The organism is Hyphomicrobium sp. 2TAF46 (genome assembly GCF_052114865.1).
Taxonomy (GTDB): Bacteria; Pseudomonadota; Alphaproteobacteria; order Rhizobiales; family Hyphomicrobiaceae; genus Hyphomicrobium_B.
In genome coordinates this window covers 212,986-233,097 of the sequence record NZ_JBFRFO010000007.1, presented here as the reverse complement: position 1 = coordinate 233,097, position 20,112 = coordinate 212,986, and the positions used below count along the sequence as shown (strand labels likewise).

Sequence of the window (20,112 nt, the reverse complement as noted above, 5' to 3'; positions counted from 1 at the left end):
CAGCGTTCGGGAAAGGTCGGCAAGAGTTTAGATTTCGCGGTTGTCGACGGTCAGTTCGATGGCTTTGCCCGCCGCAACCTTTATCTGCGCCGGTTCAAACCTATGATCCTTGATCGACAGCTGTCCGTCCCGCACAAATGCGACGTTCGCAATCATATCGAAACCTGCGCTCCGATCTCGACGACGCGATCAGTCGGAATATGAAGATATTCCGTTGCACTTTGCGCTTTGCGCGCCAGCGCTATGAATAGCCGTTCCTGAAACCATGATAGTTCCGAACGTGCCGTTGTGCGGAGCGAGCGCCGGGAAAGAAAGAATGATGTTGCTCCGATTTCGATGCTCAATCCCTTTTTTCGACAACTCTCGATTATTTGGGGCACCGAGGGTGTCTCCATGAAGCCATAGCGTGCGGTCACGGCGATGAAGGTATCATTCGATCGGTAAATTTCGACGCGATCTTGCGCAGAGACGCGGGGAATATCCTCTGTCTTGATAGCGAGAATGATATTGCGCTCGTGCAGCATGCGGTTGTGTTTCAGATTATGCAGAAGGGATGTTGGCGCGACTGCGACGTTGGTTGTCAAGAAAACGGCCGTGCCCGGCACGCGGTGCGGCGGCTTCACGATTAATTTGTGGGCAAGCCAGTCTAAATCCGCCCGCGTATTGTCTGCTGATCTGCGAAGGATGTCGTTGCCTTTGACCCAGGTGTAAATTGCAAAGCACACGCATCCTGCTAGCGCGAGTGGGAGCCAACCACCATCGACGACTTTGGTGATGTTCGCCCCAAAGAACGCAATCTCGACAAGAAAAAGCGGGCCGATCAGAGCTGTTGTTCGAAGAGCGCTCCACTGCCATAAATTCCGGATGATGAACCAAGCCATCACCGAGGTAAGGATCATCGTGGCCGTTACGGACACCCCATATGCAGCCGCCAACCGATCGGAACTTTTAAAGCCAATTACAACGAGGATGACGAGGACCAGCAGAAGCCAATTTATGCGCGGCAGGTAGATCTGTCCTTCGACGTCGTGCGAGGTATGGATAACGTGCAGTCGCGGCAGCAGGCCAAGTTGCACTGCCTGTCGGGTGAGAGAGAATGCACCTGAGACGACGGCTTGACTCGCGATGATTGTGGCCACGGCAGCTAACGCGACCATGGGAAGAATTGCCCAGTCGGGAAAGAGTAGAAAAAATGGATTCTCGATAGCCTTCGGATCAGCAAGCAGGAGCGCTCCCTGGCCGAGATAGTTGAGCGCGAGCGAAGGGGCCACCAGCCAAAGCCATGAGAACTGGATAGGTTTCCTGCCGAAATGCCCGAGGTCGGCATAAAGCGCTTCCGCACCTGTCACAGCCAGAAACACGAGGCCCATCACCGTCAGGCCTATGGCCCCATGCGTGGCGATGAATATCAATCCGGTTAACGGATTGAGCGCCGCAAGCACATCTGGCTTTTCTACAAGACGAAAGAACCCGCCGAGACCGATTGCGATAAACCAAATGACCATCACGGGTCCAAATAAGCTTGCCACGCGCGCGGTGCCGCGTGCTTGCAAAACGAACAGTCCAACGAGACAAACCAGTGATAACGGCAAAACGAACCGGTGAAGGGACGGAGAAACGAGTTCCAAGCCTTCGATTGCGGAGAGCACAGAAATGGCCGGCGTGATAACGGCATCACCGTAAAAGAAGGAAGCGCCAGCGACGCCGAGACATAGCAGTATCGGAGCTGTCTTAGCCGAAATTGATTGGCCAAGTGCCATCAGTGCGAACGTTCCTCCCTCGCCCTTGTTATCGATGCGGAGAAGGATGAAAACGTACTTTACCGTCACAATGAGCGTCAGCGTCCAAAGGATGAGAGATATGACGCCGATAACGGTAGACTGATCTAAAACGCCTTCGGATTGGGCGGCCTTCGCTGCTTCTCGCAATGCATAGAGTGGGCTCGTGCCAATGTCGCCGAATACGACCCCAAGAGATCCAAGAACGAGACGCCAGAATTTTGCGATAGGGAGCGCTTGCTGAGTTCTCTCGGATGCGCCACTGATTTCCACAAGGAGGAATCCCGGATTGTTGCTCGGGCGGCCTTATCTACCGCATGTCCGACCAACGCAATGCGCGGCGCGCAGATTTGCGAGTATCTTTATAACTTTCTTATAAGTTCCGCGGGTCAGATGATGTATCTGGCTCAAGACGATGGCGCACAAGAACCCGCTAACACCGAGCTATATTGACCTGTGTGGCGCCTGCAGTCGTCGCGGTACCGCTACATCCTGGAATGTCCGCATATCGGGTACACCTATGTTGCGAGTTCGAAATTTTGAGTTCCTGAATGTGTTTGCCATTCTTACGTGTTTAGCGCTGAAGACGTGGGCATAGATCCGGCTATCGGCGCAGTATGCTCTCTTGCGATTTTCGTGCTGCACCCATTCTCGCGAAAGCACTTCTTCCGAGGCGTACCCTTTGTCCCAATGAAGCAAGAGGGTAACTCTGGTGCTGATGGGAAAGGTGATCTCCGCCGTCTTGTTCAACAACCCATGATCGCCGTAGATCGGATGAATGGCGTCCGGCTCGATGGCTCTAAAGATGGGATTATCACAAGTAATGAAATAGTGCTGCTGAGCTCGGACCACCGACCATTTCATCTGCAAGAAGAGTTTTGCAAATCTCTCCGCGTAAACGTCCCCCTGATCGCGAATTGGCTCGGCGGCCTTGAATTTCGACAGTTGCACGATCATTCGACGCACGCCGTCGAGATCCCAGGGCTGCAAAGGATCTTTCTCAAGTCTTCTCAGCAGACTGCCAAAGAGACCGGGATGTTGCGCGTAAGCGGCCAACATGATCTCCATGCTGTATTTGTACAGTCCTTTCCGGATGCCCCGCATGTCCGGGGTCAGCGCATATAAAAAACCGAGGAAATATCCAAACGTCTCACGATCGGACCCCCGCAAGGCTTCGCCGAGGACAACGCGTTCATAAATCGGCGCAACCTCCTTCTCTAGACGCAAGAAGTTGCTTCGGACGTCACTTTCATTGCCGAATTGATTTTGGAGCTCGGCTGTTTCCGGGGCTTCGAGCCAGTGCTGAGACAATAGCTTATCGTACGTCCAGAGTTTTCCATTGGACCCCGCGAAGTACTTTAGAGAGATATTGAGAGCACTCTGCGCGTTCATCAAAACAAAGACCGATTGCTAATAATCGAACCGTCTGTCCGGCAGATCCTAACTACTGGACCCTAGGCCAAGCTCCGGTGTTTCCGGAGTATCGATCACAAGGTGAATAGGCAGCTGGCTTAGTCGGCGAACTCGATAGGGCTCGTGTGACCACAGCAGACCCCGAATTAGCCAATGCGGTTCAGGATCTGCCCCCATTACGATCTCTGAATACGTTCTCTGGCGCAGCTTGGCCAAAATGGCTTTTGCAGCGTCCCGGCTGCGTAAGACCTCTCCAGTGCAATCAATACGCTGCCGTTCTAGCTCGTCGATCGCCGCGGCGACGATATCGCGTTGACATTGAAGCTCGAGGGCGGTCGGCATAAGGCCCGGATGAGGAAGGCCAAAGGCCGAACCCCAAACACGAGCCACCGTAAGAACGTGAACTCCTGCGGCCTTATCGGTCGCGAGGCGAGCGGCCATCGCTACCGCGTTGCGCGAGATCGGACGCCCCTCGGAGGCAAGAAGTATTGTTTCGCCTGCAATACGCTTTTGCACCTCTCCTCTCGGGCTGGATGCATTTCCTTCGGTTTCAGCCTTACAACCCATCCCCATCGTGAACACGCGCAAAAGAACTGATTGAGATGAAGCGATTGCATACACGAGCGGCGCGCGCCGTACCTAAGTCGTCGCTGCCACAACTCTTCTATCTTCCGCTTTCCGCCACAGATAAAATGGAAGATAGAGGAACAACACCAACCATCCGGCCCAATAATAGATGACGGCGTTCCCGAGCTGCGAATAGACGAGGCCGCCGTAGAGCCAGATGATGAAGTAGAGGGCGGCTATCGCAAGCGCGACGTACTTCATGAACTCTGGCAGTCTGAATGGGCGCCGCAGGTTGGGCTTGTCGTTGCGGAGCAGATAGTAGCCGATTAGAACTGGCACAAACGACACGGTGTAGCCGACGTTAGAGAATGTGTAGATCTCGACTGCGCCGCCCAGCATCACGACGATCAAAGACGCGATCGTGTTAAACCCCATTGCGATATGCGGCACACCGTGGCTGTTCGTCTTCCGAAAAATAAGCGGAAACTCGCCATCGAGCGACATCTGATAGAGCGCCCGCCCGGACCCCATGATCGCATTAAGTGCCGAGAGAGCCAGCGCAATTATAAGCATCAGTCCGATGACGATGTCGAGCCAATGTCCTTTCGCACCGAATACCTTGCCCGCAAAAGTCACGAATATCGTGTTCGGATCCGCTTGTGCGGGATCGGATAGCGCCTTCGCTCCCAGCACGACGAGGAAAGCGATTGGGATCATCGAGTAGATGAAGACACCGTACCCGCCTTCGAGATTCATCGCGATCTTTGCATCCTTGTCTGGATCGCGGCACTCGCCGATATAACAGGCTGCTGCCTCCATCGCGATGACATTCCAGGTCAGGAGAAACGCATAGGCTATGTAGGTCGTGAGCCACCCGTACGTGACGCCGTTCGCACCCTTATAATCTGAGAAAAAGCTCGAACCATCCAGTCTCGGGAAGCCCGAGATCTCGCCGTAATTGACGGCAGAAGGATTGAAAAGCCAAGCGACCGCTATGAACGTAAGCGGGATCATCGACAGGAGGCCGAGAATGGTAGCGGTCATTGCTCCAAAGCGGATGCCGAGATACGAGGCTATAAAGAATATCAAAATGCCGACGATCGAGATCACCAAGGTCGAGTAGGCGATCGGTGTATGAATCGGTGTGAAGCTCGCCGTGGTGTCGAGGCCGAAAAGGTTCGCCAAGTAGAGCGATGCAAGAATCATATTGAGGGGCGCAACCGGAAACCAGCCGAGCCAATAAGCCCATGCAGTGACGCCATTTATGTGTTTTGCCAGCGTCGGCCAGCGTTCCTTGAACGCTGGATACGCGTAGGCGGGTGAGCCGCCCGCGCGATCCGGCATCATCGATGCCAGTTCGGCGAGCAGGAGGCACAGTAGCCAGCCCGTTATCGTTATGAAAATCGTGAGTGGAATCGACGACGCACCGAGCGTCGTCACCATGACCGGAGCGATGCCGGTGACAAGGATTGTGCCAGCGAGACCAATAACAAAGGCGCCCCACCAGTTGGTATGTCGATTAAGAGCAGCGGATGTATAGCCTAGTTCAGCTGCAGCTGATTGCAGTGGCACCTTTGTCATTGGACATCCCTCTGCCGCGTTGATGTGCTGGCCGGTCTTGACGTTCGCCCACGTTTCGTCAGTCAACTGTATAAATTTTATAAAAATCGAGTTTCATGTGTAGAAATTTGGTTGTCTATAAAGAACCTATAAAGAAAACGCACTTTTTTGAGGTTTTGGTGGCGACCGCGGCGAAGCGCTGATTTGCCCGGAAAGGATGAACTCCCCCAACCGACCTGAGTTTGCTAACCTCGATTACGAGCAGCTTTGGACCGGTCGAACAGTGAACACCAGCGCAACGCCGCTAATGTCTCTTGACGCTGTTGCGTTGGACACAGAGACCACCGGCTTGGATGCGAGGATCGCCAGAGTCATCGAGATCGCCGTTCTCAGAATGAGCCGGCTTCAGATTTTGCACGAAGGGAGACTGGAGCTACTCGTTGATCCGCAATGCCCTGTTCCTGCTTCATCAATTGAAATCCACGGCATTACCGAAAAGGACTTACGTGGCGCCCCGGCGTTCCGTCACGTCGTTGCAGCGCTGGACGACCGCATCGGCGATGCCGTGGTGGTCGGCCACAATATTGGCTACGATCTTGCCGTCATTGATCGCGAATATAGACGGGCCGGGCTCACTTGGAAGGTACCTCGATCTCTCGATGTGCGCGCTCTCGCGCGTTTGGCTGATCCGCATTTGGCCAGCTACGATTTACGTGCTCTTTGCAACTGGCTTGACGTCGAGCTTTATAGGCGGCATCGGGCCTATCCCGACGCACTTGCGGCCGGGCAGGTCTTTATAAAGGTTGTCCCTCGGCTCAGGGCCTGTGGGATTCGCACACTTGCCGAAGCGGAATTGGCGTGTCGCAATCTTCCGGGCGAAGAGCGGCTGTATCAAGTCGGCGGCTGGATCTCTCCCGCTCAAGCCGTAACCGCTGACACCGCTCCTGCCATCGCTGCTGTCGACAGCTACCCATATCGGCATCGCATCAGAGACGTGGCGACTCATCAGCCCGCATTTATGGATCTGTCTGCCGATATCAAAAATGTCGCGCGAACACTCTCCGAACCATCGTCGGCCGGTATGGTAGTGGTGAAGTCTGCCAATGGCCACGCGAGCTTCGTCACCGCCACCGATCTCCTGCAGGCATCAATCGACTCCGATGCCAAGGCTGTGACGCTCGGCGATATCAAGCGCCGGTCGTTGCCAACCGTCACCGACGACGAGTTTCTTTACCGCGCGCTTGGCAAAATGAACCGACTCAACATTTCGCATCTGGGTGTCGTCAATCGCAGCGGCAATATTATCGCTACAATTTCTGCCGCCGATCTGCTTCGCCACCGGGTGATTTCCGCCCTGATACTGGGAGACGAAATTGAATCGGCAAGAACGGTTCCCGATCTCGGCCGCGCCTGGGGTAAGCTTCTGCAAGTCGTGGAGGCCTCACTGCGAGAAGGACTTAAGCCAACCGATATCGCCTCGATCATCAGCGCTGAGATCCGCGTTTTAACCGCAAGAGCGACGGACCTAGCCGAGGAACGTATGCTCGCTAGTGGCAAAGGCCGGCCGCCATGCGCCTACACGATTCTCGTTCTGGGCTCGGCCGGCCGAAACGATAGCTTATTAAGTGCTGATCAGGACAACGCACTTATCTACCAAGCTGGCGAGCCGGAAGGAAACGAAGACGCCTGGTTCGCCGAAGCGGCAACTCACATCGCTGACATTTTGCACCAAGTAGGCATCTCCTACTGCGACGGGGGCGTGATGGCCAAGAACCCTGGATGTCGCCATAGCCTGCAGATTTGGAAAAGCGTAGTCGAAGGTTGGGTCGAAACAGCTGGTCCAAAGGAGGCACTGGCCTCGGATATTTTTTTCGACAGTGTGCCTGTCGCCGGCGATCTCGCACTCGCAAATGATCTCATGACCTACAGTTATGCGCGAGCGGAAGCAGCCCCTTTATTTATCGCCGCATTAGCTCAGTTCGCAAAGGACTGGCGTCCCCCGATTGGCATCTTTGGCCGCCTCATCACAGACGACCATGGACGAGTAGATCTAAAACAAAACGGACTGCTTCCAATCGTGACCGCGGCACGGACACTTGCTTTGAAGCATGGAATTCGGCTCACCTCGACCATTGACCGTCTCACGGAGCTCAAGGCTCGATCCTTGGTCGACGCTGGCCTGATCGAAAAAGCCATTTCCGCGTTTACGGTCATTGTAAGGAGTGTGCTCAGTCAACAAATCAGTGACTCCCATCGCGGCATAAAACTTTCCGCGCAAGTCGAGGTCGCTACTATGAGCGCAGAGCAAAGAAGCTCAATTACGAAGTCCATGCGCGTCATCAACGAGCTGATCACCGCGACCTTGGAACGGTGACATTACTTGTTCCCGGTTCAGGCGGTTTGCGAGAACGTCCGGAAAAATCCAAATCGGCTGCGGCCCTCGTAGTCCCCGCCCGTAGGCGACGAGTGCTGCATGAAGTAAAATTTGACGGCTGGCGCGCTCAGATCCACCTCGAAGACGGCGACGCGGCGATCTTCAGCCAGAGCGGCGCGGATCTGACGAAGCGGTTTCGCGCCCTGTTGGGCGGTTGACCATCGGTGGCGCGGTCGTCTTCCTCGGTACCCAGACGACACTGCCACCAACGCTTCGTTCGCCGACCCCTTGGCTATGAAACTAGGCCTCAACCAAGCTACAGCGAACACGAACTAGCGGAATTGCAAAACAATCTGCATTTCCTGCCTAGTATCGCGCTTGTTCGTATCTGGGTGCCAGCGCTTCACGAGATCTTTGAAAGTTTCACGCTCGCGAAAGACATGGCGCTTGTGCACGTGCCACTCGTACAACTGATTGGTTCGCGACCGAGCGAACCGAGCCAGATACGCGCTCGCGGCACCGACGAACACTGCACCGAGAGATGATTATTGGCTTCGCTGAAATCTGTTGAGGCGGCAACTTGTTTTCCGATCTCAGAGAGGTCCACGCGCGTGAGTTCAATTTCATGCCGATCTTCCAGTACGGAGATAATAGCGTCGGTCAGGGTCGCGTCTTGGATGGCGATTTCCAACTTCCTCTGACGGCGGCCACCTTGAAGGTCTTAGGCGTCGTGCGGAAGTCACTCTGCTCGGGAACGATCATGGTCAGGCTCGTTGTGTTGGTGTGGAAGGTGCGGTGGGCAAAATGTGGAGCTCGGTCCACATTCGGGGCCGGGATATTCGTTTTTCTTCTATGCTATTCATCTAATTTGTGCTTTCCAGCTGCTTGTCCTGATGGCTGGCGCGCACTGATCCATGCTCACTAAAAAAGGAAAATACGGGCTGAAGGCCCTGATCTACTTGGCCCGGCTTGAGCCTGGTGCCGTTGCTCTGATCAACACAATTGCCGAGACCAATCAGATTCCTAAGAAATTCCTCGAGGCTATCTTGAGCGATCTCAAGAAAGCGAGTTTCGTTCATAGCAAGAAAGGCAAGGGCGGAGGCTATTGTCTCGCGCGTGCGCCAGAAGATATCTACATTGGTCAAGTGATCCGCGTCCTCGATGGTCCACTAGCGCCGATCGCGTGCGCCTCATCAAATTTCTTCCAGAGATGCGACGATTGCGAAGATGACGATATCTGCGCCGTCCGGTTGACGATGCTGAATGTGAGGAACGCCATCTCCAGCCTACTGGACAATCAGACACTTGCCGAACTTCGGGACTTGCCACGCCAACAACGCAAGCAAAGGCGCCGCGTTCGCTAAGGCTTGCCCGCGTCGATCCACTGCACGAGACGCTCGATTCCAATGGTCCCTGGGTCGTTGTTCGTGATGTCGGGCAGGTCTTCTGCAAACTCGTGGATCAGGCGAATGGCACCAGCATGGAAGTGCCCGAGTTCTCCAACGAGCCGCTCGCCTTCCGCTTGAAGTTCCGCCGCGGGTACGCTCCGGTTGAGAAGACCGAGGCGCACCGCTTCTTCTGCAGAAACGTCGCGCCCGGTATAGATCAATTCCTTTGCGATCTTCGGTCCAACGTAATCCGACAGATAGGTCAACACGACCAGCGGAGCGAGGCCATGCTTGATCTCATTGAAGCCGAGAACGGCATCGTGTGCACCCACTGAGATGTCAGCATGGAGCGCCAACCCACTCCCAAAGCCCATGGCGCGTCCTTGAATCAACGCGACGCTCACACCGGGAAATGCGCGGAGCCTGCTGTTGGCCTGGAGGATGAGCTTTAAGCTGTCTCGCCGGCTGACATTCTCCAGCTTCTCGCTTTGATCGCGCCCTAGCGTGAAATCAGCGCCGGTAGAGTCGAGCAACAAAATTGCAGCACCACTGCTCGCGGCAGAGGTCAGAGCAGCGATGAAATCGAGCATCAGTTTGTAGGTGAACTTGTTTCCAGTCTCGGGCGTATCAAGCGTAATTCGCGCTACGCCGTTCCTGGTCTCGTACCGGATCATGAGGATTTCCTAAGCCTAGATTCTCACGCAGCGTGTCGCCGCGATACTCACGCTGAAAAGTGCCCCGCCGCTGCAGCAGGGGCACAACCTCTTCGACGAAAGTGCGCAGTCCAGATGGCAACTCATCAATCATCAGATTGAAGCCGTCAGCCGCCCCCGCCCGATGCCAGCTTTCGATGAAGTCGGCGACCTGCTCGGGCGTGCCGACGACCTGCGGATGGCCGCCACCGTTGCGATAAAGAATTTCGCGAACTGTCAAATTTTCAGAGGCCCCGAGTTGCATGGCGGCGGCCTGAAATCCCCGCGAGGCGTTGAACTTGTCGTTCGCTTTGATCCGATCGAAAGGCAGCGGCTTGTCCAATGCGAGTTCGCTCACAGGGATGCCGACGCGCGCTGCCAACTTCCTGAGTTCGGCCTCCCCTGCAAGCTCATCGAGCTCCGTCTTTCGCTGCTGAGCTTCACGCTCGGTACCGCCGATTACCGGCACGAGACCGGGCAGAACCTTGATGCTGTCCGGGCTTCGCCCTTCGCGCACGGCCCGTTCGCGAATGTCCTTCCTGAAGGCGATCGCGCTTGGCAAGGTGTTCTGTACGGTGAAAATCACATCGGCGGCTCGCGCCGCGAGCGCGCGGCCTTCCTCGGACGAGCCTGCCTGATAAAGAATGGGCCGGCCCTGCGGCGAGCGCGGCAACGTGCTCGGTCCACGTACCGAGAAGAAGCTGCCGTCATGATTTACCGGATGCACGCGATTGCGATCAGCGAAAAGGCCGGAGGCCTTATCACCAACCAGTGCGCCATGCTCCCAGGATTCCCAGAGAGCAATAACGGTATCGACGAACTCTTCCGCCTTTGCATACCGCTCCGCATGCGGAAGTAGCGGGCCCTTCCCGAAGTTCGCAGCGACGTCAGGGATGAACGTCGTCACGATATTCCATGCCGCGCGACCGCGGCTGAGATGATCGAGAGAGGCGATGCGGCGCGCCAGATTGAAAGGCTCGTTGTACGTGGTTGATGCCGTCGCAACGAGACCGAGGCGGCTCGTCACGGCAGCGAGTGCGCCAAGAACGGCAGTCGGATCCATCGCTCCAAGGTTCGGCCGTTCGTAATTCTCCTCGCTCACAGCCAACGTATCGGCCAAGAAGAGCGCATGCAGCCGCCCGGCTTCGGCAAGCTGCGCCACCTCACGATAGTAATCGATGTTGATATAGTCAGACGGGCTTCCGCTTCTGTGCCGCCACGCACCAAGGTGCATACCGACACCCATAATGGTCGCATTCAGAATGATCTCGGAGGAGCTCATGATCGCGGCCTTCTCAAGCCACGCTGTTCGAGAAGCGGGAGGACGGCCTCGGCGAAGAAGTCGAGGTCAGGACCGTAGTCGTAGAAGCCAATCTGAATACCGTCCAAACCTGCTTCGTGAAGCTGAGTAATGGCATCAGCGACATCGTTAGGATCGCCGACGATCTGAATATGTCCGCCGAGGACACGGTCAGCGGGTACGTGCTTCAGCCACCCCTTGGCATCGCCCTTCGCATGCCTGTTGGAGTAGGCCGCGATCGAATCGAGATCCGCTTCAGCGACGATCGCATCGCGATAGGCGTATGCTTCTTCTCGCGTCTTCTTGCAGACGATCAGCGGAAAGATGATGGTTTTTCCGTTTCTTCCGGTCTGCGCGTAGGCCTGCCTGATTTGTCTTACGTGCTCAGGGAGTGCAGCGATCGCATTCTCGAAGACGGCTCCTGCAGGGCTCGACGTAAAAACGATGTCGGCATGATGCGCGGCATAGTCGAACCCGGCTTGAGATGCGCTGGCGGAAACGAGGATCGGACGGCCGAAGCGCGGTCGCGGCGAGATGTAAGCACTTTCGAGGTGGTAGTAATCTCCGTCATAGGTGAGGTTGTCTTCGCCGGCCCAGAGGTCCTCCATGATGGACGTAAACTCGTCGGCTTGCTCATAACGCTTATCGTGGTCGATGCGCGTCATGCCGAACATCAGCGGTTCTTTGGCGTCATATCCCGTCACGATATTCAGGCCGAACCTGCCCCCCGTGATGTGATCCGCAGTCGCTGCAAACCTCGCGAGGTAGAGAGGATGCAGACTGCCGTACAGAATATGCACGGTTGAAATCGTCACGATGCGCTTGGTGAGCGCGCCGATCGCTACAGTCGAGATGAAAGGATCGAGGAAATTCTCTCGATACTTTATCTCACCGCCGAACCCACCCTTCTGCACCCACTGCTGAAGTCCGAATACGAAGTCGAAGCCGTAACTCTCCGCCTTCAACGTCAGATCCTTGTTGTAATCGAAGTTCCACTGCGTTCCACGCGGCAGCTTCGACTGCGAAAAGCCGCCCGTCTGCGTCGGCAGAAAAAGGCCGATCATCATCGGCTGCTCCGCGATCCGAGACAGCGGACTTTCCGGGTAACTCAGCGGGGATTGAGGCTGGCGCAGCCGGACCTTTTCCAATGTATTCGATGTCATTTGTGATCTGCCGCAAGAGTTTCGAGAGGGATCCACGTGTCATCGGCGGGTACCTCAGTCCCTGGGAGCGGGAGACCTTTCGTTTCGGGTCCGATCCAAGGTGTGACGAGCAATCCGATAATGTAGCCAGAGCCAAGAACTGTCGCGGCGACGCTGATGCTTCCGAAGAAATGGATCGCAGCGGCGCTGAGCAACGTGCCTGCCGCAACGACAAAGCGTGTGGTGTTGAAAACAAACGTGATGGCAGTCGCACGTACTTGTGTTGGGAAAAGTTCCGCCGGGTAAAGCGCAACCCACGTCCACTGACCCATCGTGAAGAAGCCATTGATCGCCGCAAGAGCGATGAACTGATTTGGGGACGCGGGAGTAAGGAAAAGAAGCGGCACTACAACCAATGACCCGGCGAAATAGATCATCATCGCCGGTTTGCGGCCGAGCCAGTCAGCGAGCACGCCCATCAGGAAGTAACCGGCGAGCCCCACAACGTTATAGGCAACGACGACCTGCGTTATCGCGGTCGGCACGCTCGGCACTTTGCCCGCGAGCTGCTGAGCGGAGAAGAGCGGAATCCAGCTCGACACGGCCCACCAGCCCATTGTCGTGCTCAGCGCTGCCAGAAAGAGCAGAACGAGACGCCGACGCAGTTCAGGAGACTGAAAAAGCTGGGCGAGCGTGGATTTCGTCAACTGGCGTTCGCCGGCACCAACCACTTCGCCGTTTTGTATGCGCGTTCGAACTTCACGGCGCTTGCTGTCGGCAGCAAGCCAGAGATCGGGATCTTTCACGCGCCGCCTGACGAACAAGGAAACGAGCGCAGGCGCGGCGCCGAGAATGTACATCCACCGCCAATCGTCCGGAGAGCCGTGATTGAGGAGCTGCCATGCTCCCGCGGCAACGAGGAAGCCGACGCCGAAGCTGCCTTGGAGCAACGCGATTCCTTTGCCGCGATTTCTGTCTTCCCAGATCTCGGAAACGAGCGAGCTGCCTGCACCCCATTCGGCGCCCATCCCAACGCCTGTCAGGAAGCGAAGGACTAGAAACACGGCATAGTTTTGAGAGAAGGCCGCAGCGCCAGCAAAGATCGAGTACCAGAGGATCGAGTACATCAACACACGGCGACGTCCGAGATAGTCAGCGAGGATACCTGAAAGCAGACCGCCGAGCCCCCATGCAACCAACGTCGTTGCAAGGATGCCTCCGACATAGATTGGTTGTGCTTGTGCCGTGCCGGGTCCGATCAATTGATTGACGATTGCGGGTGCGACCAGAACCGTCGCAAACGTTTCGTAACCGTCGAACATCCACCCGAGAGCCGCGCCTATAAAGCCATTACGCTGGTTGGTGCGATGATAACGAGCAGGTGAATCACTGATCGCCATGTGATGCTGGTTCCCTCTGAAGAGCTGCGGCGTCCCTGCCGCTTTTTCGATTGGCGCGAAGCATCCCCCGGAAGCACCGCGATCGCTTCTTTTTGGCCTGCGCACGTCGATCCCGGATCGGGTCAGTCACATCGTGACGCGCAAGATGCGGAACCACATTCACAGACGTACCGACCACTTCATCAGAACGCGACGAAAGCGTCGCATCTCGATAGTCTACTAAATCTGTAGAGTCTATTGAATAAAAGATCGCACGATGTTATCCGCGCTATCCGGTTCGCTGCGACGCTCCGCGGCGAAGGGTCGGAAGTGATATGGCAATAGCGAAGCTCGATGTCCGTCGGCCTGGGATTCTTGTCCCGCCACTGACGCCTTTCACCGCAAAGCTGAAAGTCGACTACGTCGCCTTGAAGAAGGGCGTCGATGCCATCATCGAACGCAGCAAGCCAGCTCTCATTATTGCGGCCGGCGTCGAAGCGCAGGAATACCAGTTTCTGTCGTTCAAAGAGCGCTTCGATCTCATTCGAGCAACGATAGATGCGGTCGACGGGCGCGTTCCCGTTGCAGTCGGCATCTCTCACCCGTCCTATAAGATCGCTATCGAACTGGCGCACTTCGGAGAAAAGCACGGCGCCAAGGCCGTGCAATTGCTTGCTCCGCAGAAGCCGACTGGCGGCGCGCCGACCACATCGGAGCTCGTGCGCTACTTCGAGTCGATCGGACGCGAGACGTCTCTGCCGTTCGTTCTCTATCTCAACGCCGGTCCGGGCGCCGACCTCTCGATTCCTGCCACCGTCGAGCTCGCAAAGCTCGAGAGCATAAAATTCATCAAAGAGAGTTCGCGCGATCTTGCACGCGCCTCACGGCTAATCGCCGAAATAGAGCAACCGGGTCTCGCGCACTATTTCACGACGATGCAGATGCTGCTGATAACGCTGCAGCTCGGGGGATCGGGCGTCACCCTTCCGCCGCCCGCGTCGGACATCGCGCGCCTCATCATCGATGCTTACGAAGCAGGCGATCTCGCTCGCGCGACGAAGCTGCAGCAAATCTTCGCTACCTATCCGTCGCGATGGATGTCCTACGGGCTCGCTGCAGTGATGAAGGCGTCTTCCGAGGTGCTCGGTATTCCGGCAGGACGTCCGTATCCGCCCTACGACGCGGTTCAAGGCGCCGACCTTGAGGATCTGCGCGCGTTCGTTTCCGGTCAATTGGCCCCCCTCCAAGGTCTCGTCCATGCTTGAAGTTCGAAGGCTCTCTCTTTCCGATGCTGCGGTTCTCATCGACGGAGCAATCGCGGCTTCGAATGATATCCGCATACCGATGTGCATCGCGGTGACGGATGAATCGGGCCACCTCATCGACTTCAAGAGAATGGACGGCGGCAAGATCAGCAGCATTTCCATCGCTGTCGACAAAGCATTTACAGCCGCAGTCGCTCGCAAGGGAACGCACGTCTACAACCAGCTCTGTGTGCCTGGCCAACCGACATTCGGCATTCACATCACGAACAACGGCCACTTCTCCATCATCGGCGGCGGCCTTCCAGTCTTTGTCAGCGGGGAAATCGTCGGCGGAATTGGCGTGAGCTCGGGCACGGCCATCCAAGACCAGGAAGTGGCCGAAGCTGCGCTCTCGTATTTCTACAAACACACCGACTATCAGCCATGAGCGCAATGGCGCAGCAGTAACACTCAAAAGCAATCGGCCCGTGGGGGGCTTGGGGAGCGTCCGAAGGGGGACAATGATGATCAACTACCGCAACAGATTTCTATCCGGAGTGCTCGGACTGTCGCTTCTATGGGGCTCGATAGCTCCCGCCGCCGCAGTTTCCTGGACGCCTCCGGGCGTGACGATGGGCGTTCCTCTCGGCGCCGCCTTCGCCCCCGGTCTCTACGTCTCGAACCTCACGCATTATGGGGACGGGCCAGATAAAAGCATCACGGCGGATGTACCAGCCTTTACGTGGTCTTCGGGTTGGAAGTTCCTCGGAGCCTCCTACTCCGCTGTTGTGATCCCTGAGGTTCTTCAAGTCCAGAATAAGAAGACATCAAAAACCAGTACCGGCATTTTCAGCCCATTGCTCATTCCAGCAAGCCTGTCATGGAACCTGGGACAAGGCTTCTTTGTCTCCGTTGGCGAAGGCATCTATTTTCCGTTCGACAGCAACGTCTCCTTCACCACCCCCGGCCAAACCAGCGGATGGGCGGCTGAAACGCGCGTTGCGTTCAGCTATTTGAAAGATGGTTGGATCGTTTCTGCCAATACGATCTACGGCTTGACCACGGCGGACGCCGTCGGACGGCGACAACCGAACTATTTCAACGTCGACTGGACCGTCGCACATGCCTTCGGCAAATGGCAGGTCGGGGCCGTCGGCTACGGCGCGTGGGATTTAGAAGAAACCGTCACCAACGCAGCTGTTGGCAAGGGCCACATTGTCGGCGTTGGCGGTATGGTCGGATATGATTTCGGCAGCTCCAAGCTTTTGCTCGAGCTTACTCATGCGGTTGATCAAGGCGGAGCGACAAACTACTCCCGGAACGACACTCACGTCTGGGCTCGGTTGACATTTCCCATTTGGCAGCCCTCGCAGTCGAACATCGAGCACGCCGCGCTTAAATAACTGCGACGTAAGGCGCGTCGCATTTATACGAAAAAAACTTGGCCAAACGTGATTGAAGCGGCTTATGTCTGGCTCCGCCGCGCGCCGGAATGTCCCAATAGAGATTGTCGGGTCGTTCCGGTGTGCGTTTGCCGACAATATGAAGAGTGGTGTGTTGCAAGACTCCCTTCGAATTACGTCTAAGACCAAACGAAGCGGATGACGCGCAAATGGCTTGGGCGCTGTCTTGAAGTTCGAAGGTTCTGTCACTTCCCAAAATGAGCCCTCGCGAACGCTTGTCTCCTTGGTTGCCATCGCTGCCGGGGCGCTTGTCGCGAATCTTTATTATGCGCAGCCGCTGATCGGCACCATTGGCCGCGAGATCGGGATCCCATCGCATCTTGCGGGTTCACTCACGAGCGTCACACAGATCGGCTATGGCGTGGGATTATTTTTCCTCGTCTCTCTCGCCGATCTCGTAGAGAACAAGCGCCTCGTTTTGATCAACCTGCTTCTCACGGCCGTCGCGCTTGTCTGCGCGGCTATGGCGAGATCGGCGGTCTCTTTCTTCGTTGCGTCGTTTTTTGTCGGCCTATGCTCGACGAGTGCGCAGATTCTCGTTCCGTTTATTTCCCATCTCGTGCCGGACGCGAAGCGGGGACGTATTGTCGGCAATGTGATGGCCGGGCTGCTGGCCGGTATCATGCTCGCTCGCCCCGTGGCGTTGATGATCTCGGCGCACTTGGGCTGGCGCGCGGTGTTCCTTTTCTCGGCAGTATTGATGTTGAGCATCGGCATTATTCTTTTGCGCCTGATGCCGACGCGGCAGCCGCCGAGTGGCAAGCATTACCTGCAAATTCTGCGTTCGATGACAGGCTTACTGCGCGAGATGCCGATTCTGAGAAAGCGGTCGCTCTACCAATCAGTGATGTTCTGCGTCTTCAATATGTTCTGGACTGCCGCGCCTATCATGCTCGCTGATCGCTTCGGAATGGGTGAGCAAGGCATCGCTGTTTTCGCGCTTGCCGGCGCCGGCGGTGCGCTGGCTGCGCCATTTGCTGGCCGATTGGCTGATCGCGGCATGACGCGCGCCATGACGTTTGGCGCCATTCTGACACTCGCCATCACGAGCTACGGCGCGGGATGGGTGACCGACTTGCATTGGCTCGGCGCCCTCGTCATTTTCACCGTCCTTTTTGACGCCGCGGTGCAGACTAATCAGATCACCAGCCAGAGAATGATTTTCTCTGGTCCACAAGAAAGCCGCGGCCGAGTCAATGCGATCTATATGACGATCAACTTCGTTGGTGGGGCACTTGGATCTGTCCTTGGCACTCTTACGTATGGTTCCGGCGGGTGGGAGTTAACTGCACTGACAAGCGGAACGATGTGCTTTTGTCTGTTGCTGATATTTCTTCTCGGCGACCGGTCTCAGCCTGCTTCGAAACCGTCACGGGCAAATAATTGAAGCGGATTGGAGTGCCTGATCCAGCTTCCTAACATGTCCGCTTTCTCCGAGTAGACCGCAGGCGCTTCGGCCGTATGCGTGCTCTCCCATATGAATTTTGTACGAGTTGTCGTGCTTGATCAATATCTGATCACGTGACGACTACTCGAAACGACTTGCGTTGGTGGTTCAGGGATTTGCTGGCCCTAGGAGCCCCTCGAATACGCGTCCGGTTCCCTACCAATCGCTGAGCCCGAACTCATGACCGACTCTTGGCGTCCTCGGTCAATATTTCTGCCGGGCCTCCTGTCCGAAGGACGACAATGGCGCCGATCCTTCGGGCAGTGCGATCTCGCCGCGCGCACGACGCTCTTTCAAATAGGTAAAGCTCTGCATTGTCTGAGCAAAGAGGTGTTCACCTGCCTTCAGAGAAGCGCGCAGCGGTTTGTCGCCGGTCGCGTAACGCGGCAACGGAGCGACAACCGTGTCATAGTCGGCCGCGAAAAATAGCGGAAACGAATAGCGTTCTTCTGACACTTTTCGAACGCGATGCGAGGTTGCGGTGAACTCGCCATTCGTCCAGATCTCCATCATATCGCCGATATTGACGACGTAGGCGCCGGGAAGGGGAGGAGCATCGATCCATTCGCCGGCGCCGTTCATGACTTCGAGTCCAGGGCTCGTTGATCTCAACAGCGTAAAACACTCGTAATCGGTATGAGCTCCGATTCCAGGGCGATCTTCAGCGCTCGTGTCGAAAGGATAATGGATAAGCCGTAACTGACTTGGCGGCTTCGTGACGTATTGATCAAAGTACGTCGGCTCTTCGCCGATTGCCATCGAGAAGCCCCGCAATAGGACGCGGCCCAAAGCGAATACCGCCCTGTAGTAGTCGTCGACTGCATTGGCGAAACCCGGCAGGTCTGGCCATTGATTGGGTCCTAGAAGCGGATTGCCTGAAACAAAGTCCGGATCGTCGGCCGGCAAATCTATCGAAAGATCGTAAGCCTCTTTCTTGTCTTTCGTTCCGGAGGCGAACACCTCTTCGCCCTCCGGAACGTAGCCGCGATGACAACGCGAGTTGCCGATGTAGACCTTCATTTTCTCGTCGTACGGCAACGCAAAGAAGCGCTTGGTCGCATCGAGAACACCGTCAAAAAGCGACTCATCGATGCCGCCGCCGGTGATGTAGACGAAGCCGACTTCGCGAGCCGCTTTTCCAAGTTCTTCAGCGCCCGTTTTCTGCTCGGCAAGTGTGCCGACGCGGAGCTTGGTGATATCGACGATGGGGATACTCGAGAAGTTTTCCGATGTGCTCATCTCTTGCCTCGCAACTCCGTTGGATAAGGAACCTAATCGCTTTCCCTAAAGCTTATTGTCGGCGGCAAGCTGCATGAACGTATCGTCAAGCCGGAGCTTTATGTTCGAGCTGTCTCCGAGCGTCGTCCCTGGAAGCGCGATGCCGATCGCATCCTTGGACTTGGCACCATTGCCCATGAGCTGATGATCGAAACTGAAACTGCGGACGAGATCCATCGCTGTCACCATTTCCGGCGAGCGGATCGACTTCGCGCCAATCGCGGGATCGTAATAAAATGCCGTCGTCCCGATCTGCGAGTTGATGCTCTCCACGGTCGTTCCGGAGAGATCGGCCATGAACTTCCGCGCTGCCGTGCTTTTCTCGTCATTGCCATTGATGACGGCAAGCGTCTCGAACCAAGCCCCGGTGAGCGCCTTACCGAATTCGGGATGGTCCTTCAAAACCTTGGTGTTGACGAGCAGCGCGTCGACCAGCTCGCCGGGCATTTCGGTCGACTGATAGACGATGCTGACATTGGGCTGTTTCTTCAGCTCAATAAATGCCGGGTTCCAAGCGACGACCGCATCAACGTCCGCTGTCTGAAAGGCCGCGACGAAGTCCGCATCTGAAACATTCTGCAGCTTCGCGTCGTCTATATTCATGTGATGCGTCTGGAACGCGCGCGCCAGCATGTAATGCGAAACGGAGAATTGGACCAAATTGATCTTTTTGCCCTTCAGATCGGCAAATGTCTTGTTCGCACCCTTCAGGACGATCCCGTCATTCCCGTTCGAATAGTCGCCTAGGATCGGAATGGTCGTGTCGACGCCTCCGGCGGCGGGTATGGTCAGAGCGTCCATCGTTGTCGCGGCGACAGCATCGGCTTTGCCGCCGGTGAATTGATTGATCGACTCGATGTAGTCGTTGACCTGCACCAGCTCGATATTGATGCCGTATTTCTTCGCCCACTTTTGAAGAATGCCGGCATGTTGTGCATAGGGCCAGGGAAGGTATCCGGTATAAATAGACCACGCGACCTTGAAGGTGGGTTCTGCGCGCGCCGGATGCACTGCGCCCGCAAAAACAAGTACAGACGCGCAAAGGACGAGACGAAGGATCGAACGCATTGTCATAAGGCTCTCCCTG

At 56.2% G+C, this 20,112-nt stretch carries 19 protein-coding genes; 7 read left to right on the top strand and 12 right to left on the bottom strand.

The genetic code is table 11. From position 1 onward, the window contains the following. Positions 1-27: 27 nt before the first annotated feature. From AB4Z24_RS16080 to AB4Z24_RS16060, 5 genes are all read right to left on the bottom strand, one after another. Positions 28-156, bottom strand: coding sequence for a hypothetical protein (locus AB4Z24_RS16080; RefSeq protein ID WP_441709855.1), 129 nt, complete (start codon positions 154-156; stop codon positions 28-30). Then, a complete protein-coding gene (locus AB4Z24_RS16075) occupies positions 153-2,051 on the bottom strand; it encodes a potassium transporter Kup (protein WP_441709853.1) in 1,899 nt (632 codons plus the stop codon). The genes AB4Z24_RS16080 and AB4Z24_RS16075 overlap by 4 nt, the downstream gene beginning before the upstream one ends. A gap of 171 nt (positions 2,052-2,222) precedes the next feature. Continuing rightward, entirely contained in the window at positions 2,223-3,170 is a 948-nt protein-coding gene (locus AB4Z24_RS16070) for a DUF4238 domain-containing protein (protein WP_441709851.1), read from the bottom strand. Positions 3,171-3,218: 48 nt separating this feature from the next. Beyond that, on the bottom strand, positions 3,219-3,758 hold the full coding sequence (locus AB4Z24_RS16065) for a universal stress protein (RefSeq protein WP_441710066.1): 540 nt from the start codon (positions 3,756-3,758) through the stop codon (positions 3,219-3,221). A gap of 72 nt (positions 3,759-3,830) precedes the next feature. Further along, positions 3,831-5,339 (bottom strand): APC family permease, encoded by a 1,509-nt coding sequence (locus AB4Z24_RS16060; protein WP_441709849.1) that lies wholly within the window; start codon positions 5,337-5,339, stop codon positions 3,831-3,833. Positions 5,340-5,625: 286 nt separating this feature from the next. On the opposite strand from AB4Z24_RS16060, the gene AB4Z24_RS16055 reads away from it, so the two are divergent. Further along, complete coding sequence (locus tag AB4Z24_RS16055) at positions 5,626-7,692, top strand: DUF294 nucleotidyltransferase-like domain-containing protein (RefSeq protein WP_441709847.1); 2,067 nt, start codon at positions 5,626-5,628, stop codon at positions 7,690-7,692. Beyond that, positions 7,689-7,910, top strand: a complete 222-nt coding sequence (locus AB4Z24_RS16050; protein ID WP_441709845.1) for an ATP-dependent DNA ligase — start codon at positions 7,689-7,691, stop codon at positions 7,908-7,910. Before AB4Z24_RS16055 ends, AB4Z24_RS16050 begins: the two co-directional genes overlap by 4 nt. A 185-nt stretch (positions 7,911-8,095) precedes the next feature. On the opposite strand, the gene AB4Z24_RS16045 is transcribed toward AB4Z24_RS16050, so the two are convergent. Then, the gene (locus tag AB4Z24_RS16045; RefSeq protein ID WP_441709843.1) at positions 8,096-8,383 is read right to left on the bottom strand and encodes a hypothetical protein; all 288 of its coding nucleotides are present in this window, start codon (positions 8,381-8,383) and stop codon (positions 8,096-8,098) included. Positions 8,384-8,606: 223 nt separating this feature from the next. On the opposite strand from AB4Z24_RS16045, the gene AB4Z24_RS16040 reads away from it, so the two are divergent. Further along, the gene (locus tag AB4Z24_RS16040; protein ID WP_441709841.1) at positions 8,607-9,056 is read left to right on the top strand and encodes an RrF2 family transcriptional regulator; all 450 of its coding nucleotides are present in this window, start codon (positions 8,607-8,609) and stop codon (positions 9,054-9,056) included. On the opposite strand, the gene AB4Z24_RS16035 is transcribed toward AB4Z24_RS16040, so the two are convergent. The 4 genes from AB4Z24_RS16035 to AB4Z24_RS16020 are packed head-to-tail and all read right to left on the bottom strand — an operon-like array spanning position 9,053 to position 13,614. Beyond that, complete coding sequence (locus AB4Z24_RS16035) at positions 9,053-9,754, bottom strand: enoyl-CoA hydratase/isomerase family protein (protein ID WP_441709839.1); 702 nt, start codon at positions 9,752-9,754, stop codon at positions 9,053-9,055. The two genes, AB4Z24_RS16040 and AB4Z24_RS16035, sit on opposite strands and share 4 nt — an antisense overlap. Continuing rightward, complete coding sequence (locus AB4Z24_RS16030) at positions 9,708-11,054, bottom strand: LLM class flavin-dependent oxidoreductase (protein WP_441709837.1); 1,347 nt, start codon at positions 11,052-11,054, stop codon at positions 9,708-9,710. Before AB4Z24_RS16030 ends, AB4Z24_RS16035 begins: the two co-directional genes overlap by 47 nt. Further along, positions 11,051-12,235, bottom strand: coding sequence for an LLM class flavin-dependent oxidoreductase (locus AB4Z24_RS16025; RefSeq protein WP_441709835.1), 1,185 nt, complete (start codon positions 12,233-12,235; stop codon positions 11,051-11,053). The genes AB4Z24_RS16030 and AB4Z24_RS16025 overlap by 4 nt, the downstream gene beginning before the upstream one ends. After that, positions 12,232-13,614 (bottom strand): MFS transporter, encoded by a 1,383-nt coding sequence (locus tag AB4Z24_RS16020; RefSeq protein WP_441709833.1) that lies wholly within the window; start codon positions 13,612-13,614, stop codon positions 12,232-12,234. Before AB4Z24_RS16020 ends, AB4Z24_RS16025 begins: the two co-directional genes overlap by 4 nt. Positions 13,615-13,928: 314 nt before the next feature. Here AB4Z24_RS16020 and AB4Z24_RS16015 point away from each other — a divergent pair, with 314 nt between their 5' ends. The 4 genes from AB4Z24_RS16015 (at position 13,929) to AB4Z24_RS16000 (ending at position 17,687) form a co-directional block, all read left to right on the top strand. Beyond that, positions 13,929-14,858 carry a dihydrodipicolinate synthase family protein gene (locus AB4Z24_RS16015; protein WP_441709831.1) on the top strand — a complete coding sequence of 310 codons (930 nt, stop codon included), beginning with the start codon at positions 13,929-13,931 and terminating at the stop codon, positions 14,856-14,858. Then, on the top strand, positions 14,851-15,285 hold the full coding sequence (locus AB4Z24_RS16010) for a GlcG/HbpS family heme-binding protein (RefSeq protein WP_441709829.1): 435 nt from the start codon (positions 14,851-14,853) through the stop codon (positions 15,283-15,285). The genes AB4Z24_RS16015 and AB4Z24_RS16010 overlap by 8 nt, the downstream gene beginning before the upstream one ends. A 73-nt stretch (positions 15,286-15,358) precedes the next feature. Then, positions 15,359-16,240: a transporter gene (locus AB4Z24_RS16005; RefSeq protein ID WP_441709827.1), complete on the top strand. Its 882-nt coding sequence runs from the start codon at positions 15,359-15,361 to the stop codon at positions 16,238-16,240. A 283-nt stretch (positions 16,241-16,523) separates the two neighbouring features. Further along, complete coding sequence (locus AB4Z24_RS16000; protein WP_441709825.1) at positions 16,524-17,687, top strand: MFS transporter; 1,164 nt, start codon at positions 16,524-16,526, stop codon at positions 17,685-17,687. 264 nt (positions 17,688-17,951) lie between these two features. Here the strand turns inward: AB4Z24_RS16000 and AB4Z24_RS15995 are convergent, their stop codons facing one another. After that, positions 17,952-18,986: an isopenicillin N synthase family dioxygenase gene (locus AB4Z24_RS15995; protein ID WP_441709823.1), complete on the bottom strand. Its 1,035-nt coding sequence runs from the start codon at positions 18,984-18,986 to the stop codon at positions 17,952-17,954. Between the two features lie 45 nt (positions 18,987-19,031). Beyond that, positions 19,032-20,099 (bottom strand): putative urea ABC transporter substrate-binding protein, encoded by a 1,068-nt coding sequence (locus AB4Z24_RS15990; RefSeq protein WP_441709822.1) that lies wholly within the window; start codon positions 20,097-20,099, stop codon positions 19,032-19,034. Positions 20,100-20,112 lie beyond the last annotated feature (13 nt).

Coding starts and splice junctions, on each gene's coding strand:
- AB4Z24_RS16010 (WP_441709829.1), top strand. CDS start 14,851: ATGCTTGAAGTTCGAAGGCTCTCTCTTTCCGATGCTGCGGTTCTCATC.
- AB4Z24_RS15990 (WP_441709822.1), bottom strand. CDS start 20,099: ATGACAATGCGTTCGATCCTTCGTCTCGTCCTTTGCGCGTCTGTACTT.
- AB4Z24_RS16065 (WP_441710066.1), bottom strand. CDS start 3,758: ATGGGTTGTAAGGCTGAAACCGAAGGAAATGCATCCAGCCCGAGAGGA.
- AB4Z24_RS16025 (WP_441709835.1), bottom strand. CDS start 12,235: ATGACATCGAATACATTGGAAAAGGTCCGGCTGCGCCAGCCTCAATCC.
- AB4Z24_RS16070 (WP_441709851.1), bottom strand. CDS start 3,170: ATGAACGCGCAGAGTGCTCTCAATATCTCTCTAAAGTACTTCGCGGGG.
- AB4Z24_RS15995 (WP_441709823.1), bottom strand. CDS start 18,986: ATGAGCACATCGGAAAACTTCTCGAGTATCCCCATCGTCGATATCACC.
- AB4Z24_RS16030 (WP_441709837.1), bottom strand. CDS start 11,054: ATGAGCTCCTCCGAGATCATTCTGAATGCGACCATTATGGGTGTCGGT.
- AB4Z24_RS16005 (WP_441709827.1), top strand. CDS start 15,359: ATGATGATCAACTACCGCAACAGATTTCTATCCGGAGTGCTCGGACTG.
- AB4Z24_RS16060 (WP_441709849.1), bottom strand. CDS start 5,339: ATGACAAAGGTGCCACTGCAATCAGCTGCAGCTGAACTAGGCTATACA.
- AB4Z24_RS16040 (WP_441709841.1), top strand. CDS start 8,607: ATGCTCACTAAAAAAGGAAAATACGGGCTGAAGGCCCTGATCTACTTG.
- AB4Z24_RS16020 (WP_441709833.1), bottom strand. CDS start 13,614: ATGGCGATCAGTGATTCACCTGCTCGTTATCATCGCACCAACCAGCGT.
- AB4Z24_RS16015 (WP_441709831.1), top strand. CDS start 13,929: ATGGCAATAGCGAAGCTCGATGTCCGTCGGCCTGGGATTCTTGTCCCG.
- AB4Z24_RS16035 (WP_441709839.1), bottom strand. CDS start 9,754: ATGATCCGGTACGAGACCAGGAACGGCGTAGCGCGAATTACGCTTGAT.
- AB4Z24_RS16055 (WP_441709847.1), top strand. CDS start 5,626: ATGTCTCTTGACGCTGTTGCGTTGGACACAGAGACCACCGGCTTGGAT.
- AB4Z24_RS16080 (WP_441709855.1), bottom strand. CDS start 156: ATGATTGCGAACGTCGCATTTGTGCGGGACGGACAGCTGTCGATCAAG.